Annotated in this window: 19 protein-coding genes; 7 read left to right on the top strand and 12 right to left on the bottom strand. The window is 39.4% G+C overall.

What is annotated here, in order from left to right; genetic code table 11:
• Window positions 1–26 precede the first annotated feature (26 nt).
• Together HU823_RS09685 and HU823_RS09680 are read right to left on the bottom strand one after the other, a co-directional pair.
• Entirely contained in the window at window positions 27–755 is a 729-nt protein-coding gene (locus tag HU823_RS09685; RefSeq protein WP_144698226.1) for a ZIP family metal transporter, read from the bottom strand.
• Between the two features lie 135 nt (window positions 756–890).
• Window positions 891–2,630, bottom strand: coding sequence for a mechanosensitive ion channel (locus HU823_RS09680; RefSeq protein ID WP_197221966.1), 1,740 nt, complete (start codon window positions 2,628–2,630; stop codon window positions 891–893).
• A gap of 547 nt (window positions 2,631–3,177) precedes the next feature.
• On the opposite strand from HU823_RS09680, the gene HU823_RS09675 reads away from it, so the two are divergent.
• The 3 genes from HU823_RS09675 to HU823_RS09665 are packed head-to-tail and all read left to right on the top strand — an operon-like array spanning window position 3,178 to window position 5,785.
• The gene (locus HU823_RS09675; protein WP_197221965.1) at window positions 3,178–4,206 is read left to right on the top strand and encodes an ABC transporter ATP-binding protein; all 1,029 of its coding nucleotides are present in this window, start codon (window positions 3,178–3,180) and stop codon (window positions 4,204–4,206) included.
• Window positions 4,190–4,978, top strand: a complete 789-nt coding sequence (locus HU823_RS09670; RefSeq protein ID WP_197221964.1) for an ABC transporter permease — start codon at window positions 4,190–4,192, stop codon at window positions 4,976–4,978. The genes HU823_RS09675 and HU823_RS09670 overlap by 17 nt, the downstream gene beginning before the upstream one ends.
• A 12-nt stretch (window positions 4,979–4,990) precedes the next feature.
• Window positions 4,991–5,785 carry an ABC transporter permease gene (locus HU823_RS09665; protein ID WP_231607356.1) on the top strand — a complete coding sequence of 265 codons (795 nt, stop codon included), beginning with the start codon at window positions 4,991–4,993 and terminating at the stop codon, window positions 5,783–5,785.
• Window positions 5,786–5,842: 57 nt separating this feature from the next.
• Here HU823_RS09665 and HU823_RS09660 read toward each other — a convergent pair whose 3' ends face one another.
• The 4 genes from HU823_RS09660 to HU823_RS09645 all read right to left on the bottom strand — a co-directional run bounded on the left by HU823_RS09660 (window position 5,843) and on the right by HU823_RS09645 (window position 9,345).
• On the bottom strand, window positions 5,843–6,442 hold the full coding sequence (locus HU823_RS09660; protein WP_197221963.1) for a superoxide dismutase family protein: 600 nt from the start codon (window positions 6,440–6,442) through the stop codon (window positions 5,843–5,845).
• 66 nt (window positions 6,443–6,508) lie between these two features.
• Window positions 6,509–7,210, bottom strand: coding sequence for a peptidase E (locus HU823_RS09655; RefSeq protein WP_197221962.1), 702 nt, complete (start codon window positions 7,208–7,210; stop codon window positions 6,509–6,511).
• Between the two features lie 133 nt (window positions 7,211–7,343).
• Window positions 7,344–8,657: an ABC transporter permease gene (locus HU823_RS09650; RefSeq protein WP_197221961.1), complete on the bottom strand. Its 1,314-nt coding sequence runs from the start codon at window positions 8,655–8,657 to the stop codon at window positions 7,344–7,346.
• Window positions 8,641–9,345: an ABC transporter ATP-binding protein gene (locus HU823_RS09645; RefSeq protein WP_197221960.1), complete on the bottom strand. Its 705-nt coding sequence runs from the start codon at window positions 9,343–9,345 to the stop codon at window positions 8,641–8,643. The genes HU823_RS09650 and HU823_RS09645 overlap by 17 nt, the downstream gene beginning before the upstream one ends.
• Window positions 9,346–9,503: 158 nt before the next feature.
• Here HU823_RS09645 and HU823_RS09640 point away from each other — a divergent pair, with 158 nt between their 5' ends.
• The gene (locus tag HU823_RS09640; RefSeq protein WP_197221959.1) at window positions 9,504–11,141 is read left to right on the top strand and encodes a M20/M25/M40 family metallo-hydrolase; all 1,638 of its coding nucleotides are present in this window, start codon (window positions 9,504–9,506) and stop codon (window positions 11,139–11,141) included.
• Between the two features lie 16 nt (window positions 11,142–11,157).
• Here HU823_RS09640 and HU823_RS09635 read toward each other — a convergent pair whose 3' ends face one another.
• From HU823_RS09635 to HU823_RS09625, 3 genes are all read right to left on the bottom strand, one after another.
• Window positions 11,158–11,922, bottom strand: a complete 765-nt coding sequence (locus HU823_RS09635) for a DUF4931 domain-containing protein (protein WP_144698206.1) — start codon at window positions 11,920–11,922, stop codon at window positions 11,158–11,160.
• Between the two features lie 76 nt (window positions 11,923–11,998).
• The gene (locus HU823_RS09630; RefSeq protein WP_144698204.1) at window positions 11,999–12,658 is read right to left on the bottom strand and encodes a hypothetical protein; all 660 of its coding nucleotides are present in this window, start codon (window positions 12,656–12,658) and stop codon (window positions 11,999–12,001) included.
• Between the two features lie 4 nt (window positions 12,659–12,662).
• Window positions 12,663–13,217 carry a sigma-70 family RNA polymerase sigma factor gene (locus HU823_RS09625; RefSeq protein ID WP_197221958.1) on the bottom strand — a complete coding sequence of 185 codons (555 nt, stop codon included), beginning with the start codon at window positions 13,215–13,217 and terminating at the stop codon, window positions 12,663–12,665.
• Window positions 13,218–13,596: 379 nt separating this feature from the next.
• On the opposite strand from HU823_RS09625, the gene HU823_RS09620 reads away from it, so the two are divergent.
• Window positions 13,597–14,913 (top strand): murein hydrolase activator EnvC family protein, encoded by a 1,317-nt coding sequence (locus tag HU823_RS09620; RefSeq protein WP_231607355.1) that lies wholly within the window; start codon window positions 13,597–13,599, stop codon window positions 14,911–14,913.
• Window positions 14,914–15,167: 254 nt separating this feature from the next.
• Here HU823_RS09620 and HU823_RS09615 read toward each other — a convergent pair whose 3' ends face one another.
• The 3 genes from HU823_RS09615 to HU823_RS09605 all read right to left on the bottom strand — a co-directional run bounded on the left by HU823_RS09615 (window position 15,168) and on the right by HU823_RS09605 (window position 17,885).
• A complete protein-coding gene (locus HU823_RS09615) occupies window positions 15,168–15,944 on the bottom strand; it encodes a protein-glutamine gamma-glutamyltransferase (protein WP_191752183.1) in 777 nt (258 codons plus the stop codon).
• Between the two features lie 64 nt (window positions 15,945–16,008).
• Window positions 16,009–17,031 carry an ABC transporter permease gene (locus HU823_RS09610; protein WP_197221957.1) on the bottom strand — a complete coding sequence of 341 codons (1,023 nt, stop codon included), beginning with the start codon at window positions 17,029–17,031 and terminating at the stop codon, window positions 16,009–16,011.
• Window positions 17,028–17,885, bottom strand: coding sequence for an ABC transporter permease subunit (locus HU823_RS09605; protein ID WP_197221956.1), 858 nt, complete (start codon window positions 17,883–17,885; stop codon window positions 17,028–17,030). Before HU823_RS09605 ends, HU823_RS09610 begins: the two co-directional genes overlap by 4 nt.
• A gap of 249 nt (window positions 17,886–18,134) precedes the next feature.
• Here HU823_RS09605 and HU823_RS09600 point away from each other — a divergent pair, with 249 nt between their 5' ends.
• Window positions 18,135–18,842 (top strand): hypothetical protein, encoded by a 708-nt coding sequence (locus tag HU823_RS09600; RefSeq protein ID WP_231607354.1) that lies wholly within the window; start codon window positions 18,135–18,137, stop codon window positions 18,840–18,842.
• Window positions 18,843–19,209: 367 nt separating this feature from the next.
• Window positions 19,210–20,667, top strand: coding sequence for an NAD(P)/FAD-dependent oxidoreductase (locus HU823_RS09595; RefSeq protein WP_197221954.1), 1,458 nt, complete (start codon window positions 19,210–19,212; stop codon window positions 20,665–20,667).
• Window positions 20,668–20,704: the final 37 nt, after the last annotated feature.

The following is a 20,704-nucleotide window of genomic DNA, read 5'->3' as shown; positions in this document are numbered from 1 at the left end:
AGCTTTTTTTATTTTCAACGCTCCATTCATGATAAATGAGTTAGAAGCATCGAACACAAAAGTCCTAGGGAAGTTATAAAACCTACAGCAACTCCCGCATCTTCATGTGCTTCAGGAAGCATGGTAGACGCTACCATCGCCATGATGGCACCTCCTGCAAATGCACCAATCAACGAAAGTGAAGCTACAGAAGCATTCTCTAACAAGAGATACCCAAGAAAAGCGGCGAGTGCAGAAATAGCAAAAACAGAAAGCCACATTCCAAGAATTTTCCGACGAGAGAATCCTTCTCTTAACAACCCTATTGAACTTGAAAGCCCTTCAGGAAAGTTGCTTAAGAAAATGGCCACTACTAGGAGCCAGCTTACCTTGCTGTGATCAATCAAGCTTGCACCTATCAACACAGATTCTGGAATGGCATCTAACAAAGTTCCCAGAAATATCGCCATTCCTACACCCTTTGTTTTCTTATCGCCAGACTTCTTCCTTTCATGTCCACCCTTTTTAGCAAGTAAACTATTGATACCGGTAAAGATCGCTGCTCCTAGAATGAAGCCAGCGGATGTAACCATTAAATTGCTCTGCTCTACTGCCTCGATCAAAAGCTCAAAAGAGACCGCACCAATTAAGATCCCTGTTCCAAATGCCATAATCCAAGCTGTCCATTTTTTAGGAATACGAAAAGCTAGTGCTGTAAAACATCCTAGAAGTACAGCAGAACCTGCTATTCCTCCCCAAAAGGCGGCAAGTAGCATACTGTTTAACTCCTTTCCTCATTTATAATCCTATCTAATAAGCAATGTCTTAAAAGTACAACTGCAAAACAGATTAAAAACGACTCATAAAGGGATAGTTTCACCTCTATGAGCCGATTTCATTCTATAGTTTATTTACTCATTTCGTTTTGGTTTATTGTTTATACCAAATTCATCACTAGGTGTATTTAAATGATCGAACTGACGATCTTTGGAAATCGTATGTGGTTTATTTATTTCTACGTCTATAAGATTGCTTTCCGGTTTAGAAGAATCTGTTCGGAAATCTTTTAAACTCGTCTTGTCTTTCCATTCTGCTGGGTCCGGACTTTGAATCGTTGTCTCTTCCATTTTTCGACTCCATTTATTAAGCGTGCGTCCAGCCGCTTCACGACCACCGAGTCCGAATGCTAGACCAAACGCAATCGTAAAACCACCTAATATGAGAATAAATGCAGCATTTACAATCGTTTTCGCTACTCCAAGCTGATCAAGAGCCATAAAGAAAGCAAGTGTGATGATCGTATACTTTGCGATGTTGCCAAGCAGCTTGCCTTCAGTTTGTTGTTTGATCATACTCTGAACAACGCGTTTCACAAGGTCTCCAGCATAGAACCCGATTCCTAGTATCAACACAGCTGTTAACACCATTGGGATATATGCAAGTACCACCGAGAGTATATTAACTAGGCTCTCTAGCTTAACAAGTTGCAGGGCTTCAATCGTAAACAGCAGCACAACAACGACTTGAGCCGCATAACCAATCATTTCAGAGAGCGTAAACGTCTGATTTGTTTTATGAAGTGATCCAAGACCCATCTTATAAAAGATGCCATTGAAACCAACTCGTTCTAATAAAGAGGTAACAGCTTGTTTTACCCATTTTCCTAACAATAATCCGACTGCTACTAAAAGGATCGCAACAATGATGTTTGGAATCATGTCCATGATCTGACCTAACATACCGATTGCAGGTCCAGAAATACCATTGATATCAAGTGTTTCTAAAGCTGAAATAACAACTGGAATTAAGATAAATACATACACGATGGTCCCAATGATTTGAGAAAGAGATGTCTTTTCAAGTGCACGATCCGCACCAAGTTTTGAAGCTAATCGGTCTGTACCAATGCTCGCTAAGAAGTTAACGATGATCTCTTTAACGATTTTAGCAACCAACCACCCTACAAAAAGAATGATTGCCGCTCCGAGCAGTTTTGGTAAGAATGCGAAGAGGCCTGTTAGCATGCCTTCCAATGGTTCAGAAATGGCATCAATGCCTAATGCAGATAATACTGCTGGTAGGAACAATAATAATGTGAGGTAAAATACAGCTTTTGATGCTGAGAAAACAGCCTTGTCAGATTGAGAAGGGTCACGAGTCAACTTCCAACGGTGTAACAACCTTTCAAATCGGGTATTCTGGCCTAACTTTCTGACTAATATCGATAAACCAGAGGCGATCAACCAAGCTACTGCCGCGATTAGTGCAGCTTTTAGTAAATTAGGAATCGCTGCCGCAATCACACCTAAAGCATTTGATATTGGTTGTGCGACATACGGAAGACTAAGCATGTTCAAGAACATGACAACGGCTACTGCCATTAGAATCCAAAATACAACCTTACTGATTACTTCTTCAGAAGAATACTTGCTGGTGCGCGTTTGTTGCACTTGATCTTCATGGTTATCAGGCTTCATCCACTTCAAGACTTTGTTGTCAAAATCCGTTTTGTGTAATGCTTTTTTTACTGCTTTTGCAACCAATGAGGCGATCAGCCAACCAATTAATAAAACTAAAATAGCAAGAAGCAAATCTGGCAATCTACCTAAATAAGCCATCCAAGAATCTGTAACTCCATTGTAATCGTACATGTTCGTCCTCCTTTTTTCTCATTTAATAAGGTTGTTTTCTATTCATGTTGCACTCTGTAGTAATTGATCTCCGTTTCAGATGCTCGCTTTCCGCGGGGCAGGCGGTGAGCCACATTCGTACGTTTCACTTTTAAGTGTCTCACCTGCCCACCTGTCCTAGCCGAGAGTCTCGCATCTTACACTTCAATCAATATTCAAAGAAGAAAAACACAAATGATAGATACAACAATTTTCTAGAAAAGAACCTTTTATAAAAACGTCTACATTAGCTCTACTTTCCCAAAGCTTGATTTCGTTAAACTAGCGCTTTCTATCCGAAAACAAGGATATATTTTACATTTTCTGTTGTTTTCTGTATACTTAGTGCAACCGTTTTCAAAAAGGAGAAGGATAACATGTGGATTTCTATCATACAATCAAACTAACTTTATATCCCTTCGATTTATAACCTGGCGTGTTTTTTTGGTGAGCAAAAAATTACATATGCACACACATCCGCAGGTATTTGTCTGTGGTTTTTTTGTGTCCATTTTTAAGGAGAACAATTATGATCGTCGTAAAAAATTTAGAAAAACATTATAAGATCGCAAAACGAGATCCTGGATTAAGAGGAGCCATTAAATCATTGTTTCATAGGAAATTTGAAACAAAAAAAGCTGTGAAGAAGATCAACATGCATATTAATGCTGGAGAGATGGTTGGCTATATTGGTGCGAACGGTGCTGGGAAATCTACTACGATTAAGATGTTAACAGGCATTCTCACTCCAACTTCAGGAGAGGTTAAGGTAAATGGCATCATCCCTTACGAGAACAGACAACAGAATGCAAGTCATATTGGTGCTGTATTCGGTCAACGTACACAATTATTCTGGGACATTCCGGTCAGAGAAAGCTATGAGCTTCTTAAACACATTTACGAGATTCCTCAAGCACAATATGAAGAGACTTTAAAAGAGTTCGTAGAAGTACTTCATTTAGAACCCTTGCTTGGTATCCCTGTAAGACAGCTTTCATTAGGACAAAAGATGCGCTGTGAACTTGCTGCTGCATTTTTACACCGACCAAAAGTGGTCTATTTGGATGAACCTACAATCGGATTAGATGTAGCTGTAAAGGTTCGAATCCGTGCTTTCATCAAACAGATGAACGCTAGATACGGCACAACTGTGCTTCTCACCACTCATGACATGCAGGACATCGAAGAGATCTGTCAGCGAATCATCATCATCGATGATGGAAGTGTGATCTATGATGGGTCTATCCAAGATATCAAATCACAGTTCGGTGATAAGCGCGTAATTCATTTTGAACTAGAAGATGCTGCTGATTCTTTTGTTTTGCCGGAAACCTTGTGTGACATAACAGAGGTACTTCCAAAAAGCGATGAAGAACCACATCTTGTATCCCTATCATTCAGCAATAAACATATCTCTGGTGCAGAAGTCATCCATACGATGATGAACCATTATTCTGTTGCTGATTTAACCATTGCCGATGCCAAGATAGAAACCATCGTAGAAGAAATATATGGAAGAGGCATGAAAAAGGAGGTTCAGCATGAGGAAATACTTTGAGTTTGCTAGAGTGCAGATGCAAGTACATGCTGCCTACTCAGCATGGTTCTGGGCTAATACTTTTTCTATTTTGCTCCGGATGCTTGTTATCTATTTCTTTTGGAAAGCCGTTTACAGCAGCAGAACAGAGATTGAAGGACTGCCATTCGACGGGATGATTACGTACATCATTATCGCTATGTTTTTACAGATGTTTGTTTCAGGTGTAGGTCAGGAATTGGCCCATACGATTAAAGATGGAAATGTTGCGATAGAATTGATGAGGCCTTACAACTTGATTACTCGTTTGGTCGCTATGGATCTAGGTGATAAAATTATTCATTTTGTACGTGGGGCTCTGCCTTTAAGCATTCTCGCATTTATTTTTATGGATATCACACTGCCAACTACATGGCAAGCCGGTCTATTATTCTTAATCAGTGCATTTATGGGTATTTGGATCGGTACTTTTTTTGATCTATTGATTGCCATTCTAGCATTTTGGACGATAAATCTTTGGGGTCTGCAAGTCATGAAAGAAGCAGTTATCTCCTTTTTTTCTGGTGCGCTTGTCCCGCTTATTCTCTTTCCAGAATGGTTTCAAACAATAAGTCTGTTTCTACCATTCCAAGCGATGGTCTATGTACCAGTTGCGATCTACACTGGCATCCTCTCAGGAACAGAAGCTTGGCTGGCGCTCGGATCACAAGTATTTTGGGCGGTTTCACTCTTTGTCTTATTAAGAGTGTTATGGACAATCGCAATAAAAAAGGTAACTATTTTTGGAGGTTAGGAGGTGACGCTGATGCTATCACGATATGTGAAATTATATTACTTATTTTGCAAACAAAACTTAAAAGTCATGTTGGAGTACAGGATGGATTTCTTACTTGGTGTCCTCTCTGTTATGCTTCAGCAGTTCGCAGGAATTTTCTTCGTTAAAATTGTTTTTGATCATATCCATGCCTTAAACGGTTGGACCTTTTATGAAATTTTATTTATTTACGGAATTGCTGCTACTGGCCGTTCCATCCATCATATATTCTTTGATAATCTATGGACGCTTGGCTGGCAGTATATTCGACCAGGCAAATTCGACCGTCTTTTAATCAGACCGATTAATCCTCTGTTTCATTTTATCGCAGACCGATTGCAGCAAGATGGTTTTGGTCAGTTGTTCATAGGGATTATCGTCATCAGTACAGCAATGCCACACTTAGGCATCTCTTGGGGTGTCCTGGAATTCTTTATACTTGTTGTCATGATTATCGCATCAGGTTTCATTTTCGTCGCAATCAACCTCTTCTTTGCGACTCTGTCGTTTTGGATGGTCGACAGTCTGCCAATTGTATGGACAATCTTTAATTTAAGTGATTTTGCTCGTTATCCTTTAACGATCTATCATAAAGGAATCCGTCACTTCCTAACATGGATTGTTCCTTATGGATTTACTGCTTTTTATCCTGCAGCTTATTTTATTAAAGGTTCAGGGTTTGAAAGAATGGCTCTCTTAACACCTGTTGTCGCAATTGTCTCTTGCATCATTGCGTACTGGTTTTGGAATAGAGGGCTGAAGGCATTTACGAGTACAGGAAGTTAAATAAAAAGCTGGCCCCTCATCCCGTTACGATGAGGGGCTAGCTTTGTTTAAATAACCTTACTTTTTGATAACCCCGCACAAAACACGATCTCCCGAATTTCCTGCTGGATCTGTTTTATAGTCATCGGCTTTGTCATGGATAACTAGTGATGTTCCACCGTTAGCAAAAAGAGAGTTTTTACTGTCTTCAGAAAGTGTCACGAGGTTGGATAGAACTTCGTCTTTTACGACTCCGCTTTTATCAGCCTTCACATTTTGAATATCTCCTACGTGTGGTCCTTTCGGATTCAGAAATCCATGCTTCTTTTCGGTAGGATTAAAGTGTGCTCCTGCAGACTTGAAATCCGGTGGTGTACACTTTGCTGTTTCATGAAAATGAATGCCATGTTCACCTGGCTTTACCCCAGTTGCATTCACTTCGACCTTTACCCCATCTCCGGTTTGGGTTAACGTTGCTTCTCCTGCTTTATCTCCTTTTGCATTAACAAGGTTTACGATATATGAACCGCCTTTCACCTTACTAGATGCAGCTTGAGATTGCGCTTTGGACTCTTCCATATCATGATTTTTATGCTCGTTTTCTTTATCTTTGTTACCACATGATGCGAGTAAGAGTACGAGCATCATATAGAACAAAACTGTTCCTATTTTTTTCAAAGCGATTTACCTCCTGATGATTAACGAATAGTACATTTTCCGCCCAATCATCAGAACTTTAAACCTTTATTTTAAAAAAAGTGTCTCAATCTCCTGCTCGTTCACGTTCTCTCCATCAAACTCTACCAAATAGGCTTTCGCGTTTTCCCTTGAACTGACAACGGTATGCAGTTCGCCATCCACAAAATGCAGTCCCGCTCCATCATCTGCAGCATATCCCGCTTTCAGTCCATTTTCGATAAGTTTATGATAAGCAGGTCTTCGCTCTGTTTCTCCATCATAATGCGGACAATGACTTCCTTTGATGAAGGCTAAACAGTCTAGCTTAGCCAGTGGACCGAAGGAATCGGTTACGCCTTCTTCAAACCAGCAGAGAGATCCCGCGCTGAGTCCCGCTAAAATCTTTCCATCTTCATATGCTTTCTTCAAAAGAACATCTAGATCCCATTCTCTCCATAGCGCTAAAAGATTTTTTGTATTGCCACCACCTACATAAAAAATATCCTGCTGCTCTACAAAACTCTCCAAATGTTCAGGTGGTGAAAAGAGTGAAAGATGTGCAGGTTCACAATCTTCAGATTGAAAAGCTTTATAAAATCGTTCGATATAACCATCCGCATCACCGCTTGCTGTAGGAATAAAACAAATGCGAGGTCGATCAGCTGTACTCTGCTTCAGAATATACCGATCTAACCGTTTATTCTCGGGCTCCATGGAAAAGCCTCCGCCTCCCATGGCAATAATTTGCTTTGTGCTGTTCTGTTTCATATGCTCATTTACTCCTCTGTTATATCCCTTTCGATTTTGGTTTAGAGTTATCCTCTAAAAAGAGCTAATCCGTTTTGATTGCTTATACAAAAAGAAAACACCAGCCGATTACTTAATTTCGGCTGATGCTTTTTTATACATCTCTTCTTAAAGCTTTTAATACATCAACAGTGGTGGCTTTAGCTGCTGGCCGCCAACCAGAAAGTAAAGTTACGCTCATACAGATCGTAACAGCGATTACAGTCAGGCTCCACGGGATATAAGACAAAATGAAATCTTCTGGTGGCTTTTCGTTCATAAACTGTTCAACGATGATAGGAAGAGCGAAATTGATTCCATAGCTGATGAGATACGCTAAAATGGTTCCTAATCCCACTCCCCATAGTCCGATGTATCCACTCTCTAAAAGAAAGATGCGCTTGATCGTTTTTGGTGTAGCGCCAATCGCTTTCATGATTCCGATATCTTGGGAGCGTTCCGTAACAGCCATCGTCATCGTATTAAAAATGCCAATAGAAGCAATAAGTACAGCAATAGCACCGATAAAGATTAATCCTGCTTTAAACAATGTAAAATAGATGTTCAGTTCTTTTAGTTCGCTAACAACAGAATAAGTAAGATATCCTTTATCTTTAATCTTTTCGGACACTTCTTTAACATCTTCGGCTGAAGACGTATATACTCTGACAGAAGTGTAAGAATCATCACTGTTCTTAAGTTCAGGATCTATTTCAGTTAATAGAGGCATAATTTCACTATGAAGATCGTCTGTAATCATTACCGAACTGTCAGTCATCCATTCTTTTTTTGGTTTCTCTTTAATTCCTACAACTTTTACTTGTACCGTTTTTATCTGTGTTTCTGTTTTGATGTCTGGATTATCTACCTTCATATGATAGGTTAATGTTTGATTTAATAAATCTCCGTCATAAGCAAATTTCTTCATCTCCTTTTGTGCCTCTTCGTCACTCATTCCTTCTGTAAAGTTTTCTGGCATCTCTTTTCTTAATTCTTGAGCAAAATGGTGTCCAATTATAATCTCATTTTTACTCTTAGGCATTCTCCCTTTTTCAAGTTGCAAACCCGCTTTTCTCTCAGAAGGCATATTTACACTGTTTACTTCAGCATATACCGTGTATTCCCTTAGGGTCATTTCGCTCGCAGGTACATATTTCTTTCGACTAACCGCTTTAACATTCTTAATATCTTGGAGTTTTTTCACGTCTTCCTCAACCAAAGGACCGTTTTCATTCTGTATTTCAATCTCGTTCATCAATCGATAACTCATCACATCATCTACCGCAGTCTTATGAATCGCAAAGCCTACAGAGGCGAGCATGATCAAAAAGGCACACCCCATCGTAGATGCCAGGATTGTCATCCATACACGAGTCTTGTTTCTTTTCATATTACTTCTTACGAACCGATGTTTATCTTTGAACTTCATGAAGCTTGCTCCCTTCTCTTAAGTAACCGTCTCTGATCTCCACTTTTCGATGAGCGATCGAAGCTACTTCATGGTCATGTGTAATGATTAAAAACGTAATACCATCTTTTTCATTCAATTCTTTAATAAAGTTTAATAGTTCTTTTTCGTTCTCAGAATCAAGACTACCTGTTGGTTCATCCGCTAGGATAAGAGGAGGATTCAGGATTAGTGCCCGGGCTATACTGACGCGCTGCTGCTGACCTCCTGAAAGCTCTCCCGGATAATGACTTTGGTACTTCTCTAATCCAACCTTCTTTAACATTTTTATCGTTTGATCTTTTCTATCTTTTTCGCTAACGCCTTTTAATACTAATGGCAGCTCTACATTTTCATAGGCTGTCATACTAGGAATCAGCTGAAAGCTTTGAAATATAAATCCTAGATGCTCTAATCGGAATTCAGCCCATTTTGATTCAGACAATTTGCTTACCTGTTGTCCATCAATCGTGATCTCTCCTGTTTGCAATTTAATAAAACCAGAAATCAGGTTTAATAGAGTCGACTTTCCTGATCCGCTTCTTCCTACGATCGCTACGATCTCACCTTCAGCTACTTGCAGATCGACATGATGCAGAACCGGTACGATATTCTCTTTTTCTTTCTTACCAATTTTAAATGCATAAGATAGATTCCTTACAGTGATCATGCTGACACCCCTTTTGTCCTAAGTGTACTGCTCGTTATAATACACATATACCATTAATTTCGATTATCTGTCAATACATTCCAATAAACTTTTTAAAGAAGGATTTACAGGGAAAGAAGAGTATAGGTAACAAAGACATACATCTAGGAGGTACACATATGTTAAAGTGGCAAACAAAAGAGGGATATAAGAAATTATTAAAAGACCTAGTTTCGATCCCTAGCATCACCCATCATGATGGAGAATTATTTATGGCCGAACATCTGCACCATACGCTCTCATCACTAGACTATTTCACTAAGCATCCTGATTACGTTCGCCATCATCCTCTTCCAGATGGTCGAAAACTGATCACTGCGTTTGTACAGAAAGATCCTTCGATTAAAGAAACCATTATTCTGCTGAGCCATTTTGATGTTGTTTCCGTAGAAGACTTTGGTGAATGGAAGCATCTCGCTTTTCGCCCAGAAGAACTGACTGAAAAGATTATCGAGAACAAAGAGCTGCTGCATACTTTTGTTCAAGATGACCTGAATAGCGGCGATTGGCTTTTCGGTCGCGGCATCATGGATATGAAAGCTGGGGTCGCTCTTCATATGTCGATGATCGAAAAAGCGACAACCGGTCATTTTAAAGGAAACGTACTCATGATTTCTGTTCCGGATGAAGAAGTTCATTCTGAAGGAATGCTTGCGGGTGTCAGTGTCTTACGGCAGCTTCAAGAGGAGTATGATATAAAATACATCACATGTTTGAACGGAGAACCAAGCTTCACAAAATACCCAGGTGATACTTCTTCCTATATGTATACAGGATCAACAGGCAAGATTCTTCCTGGTTTTCTTTGTTATGGTAAGGAGACACATGTAGGTGAGCCACTAGCAGGTATGAACGGAAATGTGATGGCTGCTGAGATTACGAGAGAACTAGAATGGAACGTCGATTATGTAGAGAAGTTTCGTGAGGAGGCTACTCCTGTACCAACGAACTTGATTCAAAAAGATTTAAAAGATCACTACTCTGTCCAGATACCACACGCGGCTGTAACACTGTTTAATCTTATGCTCTTTAATCGATCTCTATCGGATATTACGGATATGTTAATAAAAAGCGCAAAAAGCGCAGCCCTTCGATTAGAGGACCGGCTCTTTGAAAGAAGCAAAAATGTCTCTGAAATCATACCGTTCACGCCGAAAAAAGAAAGTATTAAAGTACTTACTTTTAATGAACTATATGAACACGCCGTGACTAAATATGGACAAGAAGAACTTGATCGCAGAGAAAACATGCTTCAGACGAACAATCCGAATGCGGATGAAAGAGAGCTGACGATACAATATGTATTTGAGTTAGCAAGTCTTTGCAGAGACATCTCTCCGATGATCGTCTTGTTCTACACACCGCCTTTTTATCCAGCCGTATGTTCAAGCGACCACCCGCTGATTAAAGCCACATCAGATATGGTAGTCAGTCATGCGAAAAACACGTTCAACAGCGAGCTCGTGAATGTCCACTATTTTAGTGGCTTATCTGACTTGAGCTATATTGGATTTCATGGAGATTCTCGTGATCTTTCATCTTTCACAAGTAACTTCCCATTACTAGGATCTCGCTACCATATTCCGTTTGATGATATGAGAGAACTTGATATTCCGGTTATTAACATTGGTCCACTCGGTAAGGATGCACATCAATGGACAGAGCGGCTTGAGATCAACAAAGTAATGGATGAAACACACCCGTTAATTATCTTTGCGATGGAAACGTTATTTGACCAAGCAAAAAACCAGATCTGAGGAAGATCTGGTTTTCTTATGGTTTAAAGTAAAGGTCTTTAATACTTTGTGCTATTCCTTCAATATTGTTCGCTACTTGCTGTACACCATACCCCATATATAGAGGTGAGGTCACAAAACGAGGCATGATCTTGCAATATGTCTTTTCGTTATGTTGATAAAAGAAAAGATTGTAACTTGTACAACTTCTATGAAAATGATTCAGCAAAAAATGCGTTCCAGCTTGAATACAATCCGCGAATAAAGAAAGCTCTGCGTCTTTTTCCCATATGACATTCAGTTCATAGAACCCAACTCTTGGTTCAGTCGATACAGTAAAGCTGACTCCCTCTTTTTCAAGAATTGTCAGTCCTTTGAACTGATTCTCGGAAAAATCGTGAAGACAATCTACTTCATTTAATCCAATGATCTGCATATGAGGATGGCGGATTGTTCCACCCGATAAAGGACCGTGGTTCTTAAAGAACATCACAGACGTGTATTTACCGCTGTGTAACATGTTATTCCAATGTTCAAGCCCAAAACGAAGGACTTTGTATAGATGATCCTTCGAATAGTTTGAGAGCTCACCTTCACATTCATCTGTTTCGATCAAGACAGTTTGAAAGGCACCATCGAGAACTGTATATTTATTTTTAACAAGAATGATCGAATCTTGCTTATCCAAAACTTCCTCTAACTCATCAATTCGACAAAACGGACAAGGTGTTTCTTTATTTTTTATACTATTAGGCTTTTGAGCTCCTACTTCTGTAAAAAAATTAATGTGTGTTTTTTTCATTCTTTTCACCGCTTTTGCTTGTTTCCTATCTATTCTATTTTCTAGCTGTTCTAATGAAAACCTTTTAACATGTAGATTAATTATTATATCCAGGTATGCGTTCCCATTTCAATATTCCGTCATGCTTATTGATCGAACCTTTCCACTCGAAGTTCTGCTCAACATGCATAAGTTGTCTCAACATCTCGTCTTCAGATTCTTTTGTTGTATAGACTTTTACATTAACATAGTTCCATAGCTCTCCCAAATTTTTTTGCACTACGTATGGTTCATTTAAAGTAAGGTGTGATACTTCTTTTAAATACGATTCGGTAAGAAATATTTGTTTCTCTTGTGATAGATTCTTTGGAAACGTAATAAAAACGGTAAGAGTATCTTTCTTTTGATCAGCCACCACACCTGAAATCTTGTGATGGTTTCGCATATCATGTCTCGCTTTTGTTAAGATCGCTTGATTAACATAAGGGATTTTAGCTATTGATTGAGCTTCTTTTTGTTCTTTGAGTGGAAAAGGCATGCTTTCGGCAAATTGTATAAAAATAAAGATGAACGCTACTCCAAGAGCTAGACTTAAACTTTGATGAAACCAGTGATACCACATGCTTTTTGGTGCAGGTGGCTTGTGGAGATCTCTTGTTCTCTGAAGGACTTTCTGTCTATGTTCTTCTTTAAACGTTATTGCTCTCATACGGCCGTTGTTCAAAATTTCAGGCAGCTGCTTGAAAGGATCCTCCATGATCTCACCTACTCTTCTCCAGTTTTCGTCGCAACATTTCTCTTCCCCGCTGAAGTAAAGTTCTGATCGTTGCTTCTTTTTTGTTTAGGATTTGGCTGATTTCGCACACGGTTAGTTCTTTATAATAGAATAGAAGAATCACTTCCCGATATTTAAGAGGCAGTTTTAGTACTTGATCTGCTAAGGCTTCATGTTCACTTTTCTGGACGATTGAAAGTTCTGGTGTTAGGACAGAGGATGCTCTCGACTTACCAAACCGGTCGATAACATGAATGTATTTCTTCCAACCGCTTCTTAAGTAATCTTTACACAAGTTTATAGTGATGGCGTATACCCAAGTTTTTACTGATGAATCATTTCTAAAATTGTCTTTATGTATGTAACATTTCACAAACACTTCTTGTGCTAAATCTTCAGCCAATTTTCGATCCTTAACATAGGTGTATGCTAGTCTTATCACCTTGTCTTGGTATATATCCATAATCTGTACGACCCATTCTTCCTGAGTAAGGGAGTGTGAATCTATGCCTTCGTTATGGATTTCTCGATTGAACTTCAAGTGCATCCCCTCCTTTACCAACACCCTATCCTTTAGACGATTAGTTATAATTTTTTTATTCATTTTATGTGAATTAGTAAAAAACCAAACCAGAAAGATATAGAATCTTAATCTATTAAACTAACGGGGCAAACATTTTTTTGTAATGAAAACCCATTCTATATACCTACTTCTCTATTCGATTTGCACGCTGATTTTACCTTTTTATTTCCTAATACAGACAAATCTCTACAGAGTTTCCGTCGAATTATGTTTCAATGTGTAATATTTTGAAACATAAATGTAATATTATTTCGCAATAACTGATGATTAATCAATGGTATAATCACTTCAGAAAAGAAATTGGCAACATTTGCACTTACAAGGAGGAGTACCCATCTTGAAACGTAAGCTAGTTATGGCTACACTGTCTCTCAGTCTAGTATTTAGTACATATACGGTATCGGCAGAAACTCTGTCTTCTATAAAAGAGAAAAAAGAAAAAAATCGCTCTGAGCAAACAGAAAAGCAGGGTGAATTAAAGAAGAATCAAAATCAGCAAGATCACACATTGAATCAGATTGAAAAATTAGAGAGGTCGATCGACAAGACTCTTGAAGATATCGCAAACAAAAAAGAATCCATTCAAGGAACAAAAGCTTCTATTGAAAAACTTAAAAGAGAAATTGATGTTCTTAAAAAGAGAATCAAAGAACGTGATGCACTTCTTAAAGAACGCGTAACTTCCATGTACGAAAGCGGCGGTGCGGTAAATTATTTAGATGTGGTATTAGGTTCGAAAGATTTCGGCGACTTCCTTGATCGCGTGTTTGCACTAAACGTGATTGCTGAACAGGATAAAGCCATCTTAGAAGAACACAAACAAGATAAAGAATCTGTTGAAAAGAAAAAAGGACAAGTTGAGAGTGAACTCTTGTCTTTAAATGCAGATTTAACGGCTCTAGAAGGATTAAATCAAAAGCTAACAGACCAGAAAAAACAAAAGAATGCGCTTCTTGCCCAACTAGAGACGGAAGAAGACCATCTACATGATCATATTATGCAGTTGGATGAGACGAACGAACTTCTTTCCGCACAAGAAGCAGCGATAAAAGCTGAGATCGAACGCGCGAAACGTGAAGAAGCTGAACGTAAGAAGAGAGAAGCTGAAGCAAGAGCTGCAGCAGCTGCAGCGGCGGAAAAAGCTCGTGAAGAAGCAGCGGCTAGAGAGAAGAACAAATCCAACTCTGGAGGTTCTGGATCTTCACCTTCACCTACGCCACCGCCTGCACCAACTCCGGCTCCAGCCCCAGTGAGTCGTGACTTTATAATGCCTTCACAGGGAATCATCACTTCTGGTTTTGGTAACAGAAGCGCGGGCATGCACTATGGAATGGATATTGCTCAAGGAGGAAGTACTGTTCCTATCGTAGCAGCAGCTTCTGGAACGGTAACGAGAGCTTACTATTCCAGCTCTTATGGTAACGTTGTTTATATTACGCACTACATTAACGGCCAGTTGTACACAACACTATATGCTCACATGAGATCTACGCCTGCAGTTAGTCAAGGTCAATCTGTCTCTCAAGGGACATTCTTAGGCTACCAAGGTAATACAGGAGCTTCTAGAGGACAGCATTTGCATTTTGAATTGCATAAAGGCCCATGGAACGGCTCAAAATCAAATGCAGTCGATCCAAGACCATACCTTCAATAATCAATAACTAAAATACAAAAGACGCAGAGATGACCGTTCTCTGCGTCTTTTTTGTACGTCTCAATCCTAAAAGCTGCTGCTTAAGGGGGTACTATTTTAAAGGCATCTTTGCTAAGTTGATTGTTGTGTAAGGAGGAAGACTCCTAATGGCACAAAGTGCTTAGGTGGCTCACCGCACGCCCTCCCCCGGAAAGCGAGCGCTTGAAACGGAAATCAACTTCTTTCAGCCTTTTGTATAGAAATAAAAACAAGTTTTATATAACTCCACCAAGCAGTCTTCGAATTGGATGACGTGTGTATTCCGACATGAGTCGATAGTTTGGCCTTATGATTTCCGCTGTTAAAAAAGCCGAAACCGTTGCGCCAGGCATTCTTTTTTGGTTAAGCACATCGATAACCTCTCCAATTGTTCCCGTTCCGATGCCGTGACCAAAAAATTGTCCGTTTCCAAGATCGATTAAATTTTCACCTTGCCATTGCGGTGTATTCGGATGATGTTCTGGATTTTTAACATATCTCACATCTCCCGGCAACGAATCCCCAGATGGTACAGCGATAATCTGTAGATCTTCATCATGTTCCGTACTGTAGAGAAGCAATCCGTTAAACAATTGATCAAACATACCCGCTCCAATTGTTTCAAGAATCGCTTTGTACATCATGATCATTATAGCTGTAGTACATTCGAACCCGTACCGTTTTCCATTGATAAAAATATCTGAGATGGCGTCAGAAGGACGGGCATCGGATCGAAGCAAAAATCCTCCATAAGCTGTTCTTCTCCAATATTGCGGATTGCAGCGCGAATTTACGAACGTCGCGAACCCTGCTCCACTGTCACGCATAGCGTTTGCAGCTGCTACAATATTTGTACGCATGACCACTTCAAATAAAAATTGATGTGGACTTGTGTAATAAAACGATTCTCTGGATTTTTCAAGCTTTTCGCCTACTTGTTTCTGTGTGGGTGTAAGCGAATTAAAACCAGAGATTTGAGCCGTTTTTACCGGATACCCATTAACAAAAATCATTTCTCTCCCCCCTGTCTGCACAGGATATTACATAGTATGGTGAGAAGAGAAAAGTGGTGTTTTTTTAAGCGCTTCTCTTATGCACGAAATCAAAGGATGATTTCGTTTTACTCACAAGAATTTGTTTTTCCAGCACACGATTATGGTTCGTCTTTTTATAATGTCTCGTTTGTAGGTGATGTTGAAAACCTTCACCTATTAACTGAAAGGCGTAGATGGCGACCCCGAACATGATGATTGGTCCAAGTGCGATATATGGATTGGCATGAATCTGGATGTAATAATCGCCAACGAGTCCAGACCACTCATTTGATAATGATTTCGGTGGATCTGCCATCATCGGATTGAAATCTATATCTGTCCCTCCGAAGAACAGTTTAAAATAGCCAAGATGAGTAAAAATAATCAGTACTTGAACGCATTGTTGACACCATACAATTACAAGTTTAGGCAGCATGTGAGGGATAACATGTTTTGTGAATATACGCCACCTGCTCGCACCTAATAGCTTTGCTCCTTCTATAAATTCTTCTTTCAATACGGCTGCCATCATGTTTCCGATCATCGAACCGAGTAAAGGTACGACGAGCACCGTTAGAATAATGACTTCAAGACCAATTCGTTCGGTAAACGAATACAGAAAGAACTCTTCTCCTTCAGCACTCAATTGCTCACTTAAAATAGGACTCAGAATAAAAACAGCGATGATCGTAAGCGGAATAAAATAAAATGAGCTAAGGAGCTGATCTAATCCTTTACGAATCTTTTCTGGCAGATAAAAAGCGAATGGAATCGCCACGATAAAACTAAATAGAACACGAAACACACCGATTGCAATTACTGCGATTAACGTAAATTTTGCTCCTTGCAAAACCTTTTGGCTGATATCATAACCCAAGGGATCTGTACCTAAAGGAAACATGAGTGATGGCTCAAAAGGTGCGCCACCTATCAGATTTTTGTTATCATCATAAAGCAACTGGACTTGGCGAACGTCACTATCATAAAACAAGGCGAACCCAAAGCTGGAAAAGATGAATACACATAAGATTGAGAGTCCAACCCAAAACTTTATGCTTCGAATCATACCAGCTCACCTCTTTTTGAGAATCGAACGATCGTCCATTCGAATACCGCATATAAAAGGAAAAAAGGAATAACAAGCAAAATGAGGCAAGCGGCTAACATCTCTGGTCTAAAATCACTATACATATAATGAGTAATACCATGAATATTGAAGATTACTTCAACAAGGAGCAGGTTTGAAATCATAAACCATAGAACGGACTTTGAAAAGTGAAAGATTCCCTCACTCGTATTCCTCGTAACGTGAACGATGAGTACATATATTCTTCTCATGCCTTTCGCTAAACTCATCTCAACATATGATTTTCCAAGCTCCTCTTCCGACAGAAGGATCATCATCTTATAAAAATAAACAAAAGGCAGGATCATTAAACACACGATCGGCACCATATAAACCCGATCTTCAGCTCCTAGTGAAGCTACATTTGAAACGAGTATTCCTGTCTTTTTAAAAATAAGAACAATTGCCATCTGTACAAGTGCAAAAACAAGAAGATCTGGCAATGATTCTAAAAACGTAAGAATGTTCTTCACGGTCCTTCTGATAAACATCGGCATCATCAACGTGCACCAAGTAAGAAGCTGTGCCATACAAAAGGCAATGAATAATGCGCCAAAAAGTATGGTTAACGAATACAGATACGGTGACCAAATATCATCTAAAAACAACCTCTGCTTTCCCTGGTTCATATAAGTCATCTCATTTAAATGAATAACATCTAATAGAACAACTTTGATTTTTTGAAAATACATGGCTACGTTCTTGTTCATGATTAAATCTGGCAGTCCGCTGATCAGTACGATTGAAATAATCGTTAGAATCAGCTGCATGAACAATTTTTTAATAATCTTCATAAAGCTCCCCCTTTCCTTGTTAGACGAACTATCTCATCCATTTTATTCACTTCATTATTTTTGGAGGATAAAAAGGACAAAACAATCCATATTAAGGAAGAGAAAAACATATGGAATTGAGGACTGACTATGTGGAATAAGATCAGGATTGGAGTTCTATTAACAGCTTGTTTAAGCTTCTTCTTTCCCCTCACCTCTGAAGCAAAAGAACCCCTAACTTATTTCCCAATCGTAAAAAAGGGGGAAGTTTTGGAGTGGGAGAAAGTGAACAAACTCCTTCCGAAAGGTGCCACTTTTAAAGTTGTTGATTTAGAGACAGGCTTTTATTTTCAAGTACAAAGAAGAGCTGGCAACAAACATGCTGATGTACAGCCGTTGACTCGTGACGATACAGCTGTTCTAAAGCATCTGTATAACGATAAATGGAGCTGGAACCGACGTGCTATACTAATCCCCGTAAACGGGAGAATACTCGCAGGCAGCATGCACGGAATGCCTCATGGAGCAGGTGCATTAGAAAACGGATTTCCTGGCCATTTTTGCATACATTTTTTAGGTAGTTCAACACACCGTTCTCGTAATATTGATCCTTCTCATCAATTTATGATTCTAAAAGCTGGAGGACAACTAACTAAATACGCTGCTGGAGCAAGCGCTAAACAAGCTGTTTCGATGTTTTTAGTCGGAATGAAACAGCAAGACATCAAATTAGCTATGCCTGTCCTAAACAAGACCCTGCTTGAAGACTCGACCGTTACAGAGCTGTTCAGAGGAATCACAAGCATGCAGTATGAGATTAGGTCTCCAAGCACCAGGTATCCTCCTGTTGTTCGAACTGAAATAAGAGCTAGAGTAAAAAAGTACGATGATAACGGATTACAAACAGATACTTTTACCTTTTTAATGGAACGAAAATCGATGACAGACGGCTGGAAGATCATGAAGATCAGATTCTAAAACCTGAAGAAGCTTTTTCTTTAGGTTTTTTTGTTTTGAGAGTTGAAAGAGGATTGGAGGGTATAGTGTTTGTAGAAATTGTTGATGCTTGTCGACTCGCGGATGGATATATGATCAAAACTCGCGGGATTAAGGCTTAGATTCGCGGAATTAACTCTAAAATTTCAGGAATAATGAGCGATAACAGATCAATAATACCCTGCACCGATCTTCATATCATTCACCCCCTAACCCCAAAACACGAATAAAAAAATATTTTTTTAATTTATTGTTCGTATTTTAGTTGAAATCAACTTTAATAATTGTTATATTTACCAAGGGAAAAAACAAATCAAGAAAACTACCAAGTATTTCAAGGGGGATTATTATGAATACCCATTATGATGTAATTGTTGTTGGCGCAGGTCCTGCAGGAATCTTCACGAGCTATGAACTAACAAGACAGCTTCCAGATGCAAAGATTTTGTTAATAGATAAAGGACATGATATCTATGCACGTTCGTGTCCGATTTTAGAGAAGAAAATTCAAAAATGTCCGCCTGCAGCAGGCAGAAAAGAATTTGCCGGTTGTTTACCAGCTTGTTCGATCACAAATGGTTTTGGCGGAGCAGGAGCTTATTCGGATGGAAAGTTCAATATTACGAGCGAATTTGGAGGATGGATGACTGATTATCTTTCTGAAGAACAAGTGGTTGAACTTATTAAATATGTAGATGCGATCAACTTGGAGCATGGTGCCACAGATTCAATTACTGACCCACTGACACCAGAAGTTAAGGATATCGAAAAGCGCGGTTATGCAGCTGGTTTAAAGCTGTTACGAGCTCAAGTTCGTCACCTTGGTACAGAACAAAACCTTGAAATACTAAAAAGCATCTATGAATATTTAAAAACGCGCATTGAGATGAAATATAAAGCTGAGGTTGAAGATCTCATTACAGAACGAACGACTGAAGGTTATGTAGCCAAAGGGATCCTTCTAAAAGACGGAACTTCTTTGACTTCTGAGAAAGTTGTTATTGTTCCTGGTCGCGATGGTTCAACTTGGCTAACGAAAATTCTTAAGAAACGCCGTATTAAAATGACAGCTAATCAAGTGGATATTGGGGTTCGTGTTGAAACTTCCAACTTGGTGATGGAAGAGATCAACAAACACCTTTACGAAGGAAAATTTGTTTTTAATACATCTGTCGGCACAAAAGTAAGAACTTTTTGTTCCAATCCTTCCGGGCACGTAGTCGTAGAGAATCACTCTGGCATCATGCTTGCGAACGGACACGCTTATAAAGATCCAAAGCTAGGCAGTGAGAACACTAACTTTGCACTGCTTGTATCACATCAATTCGCTGAACCGTTTGATCAACCTACTGAATACGCTCATGAGGTTTCAAGACTTGCCAATCAGCTTTCTATGGGTGGACTTGTCGTTCAGAAGTATGGTGATATTTTAAAAGGGCGTCGCTCGACGGATAAGCGTATTAAAGAAGGCTTCCTTCGTCCAACGTTAAAAGAAGCTGTACCTGGTGACCTAGGGCTTGTGCTTCCTTATAACACGATGAAAAGTTTGATTGAGATGACTGAGGCTTTGGATAAAGTAACACCAGGTATCGCATCAGAACACACATTGTTCTATGGGGTAGAAGCTAAGTTCTATTCTGCACGTCCTAAGCTTGATGATAAGTTTGAGTCAGAGATCAACAGCCTCTATGTTGGTGGAGATGGTGCTGGGATCACACGTGGTCTCGCCCAAGCAAGTGCATGTGGCGTATGGATCGCACAAAACGTGGCAGCGAAGTTAAAAGAAAAGACACCAGCGTTGGTTTAATATAAAATCAAAAAAATGCCTTAGGATTCTGATCCTA

The organism is Fictibacillus sp. 18YEL24 (genome assembly GCF_015903855.1).
In the GTDB taxonomy this organism is placed as follows: domain Bacteria; phylum Bacillota; class Bacilli; order Bacillales; family Fictibacillaceae; genus Fictibacillus; species Fictibacillus phosphorivorans_C.
This window is presented reverse-complemented; position numbering and strand designations above follow the sequence as displayed.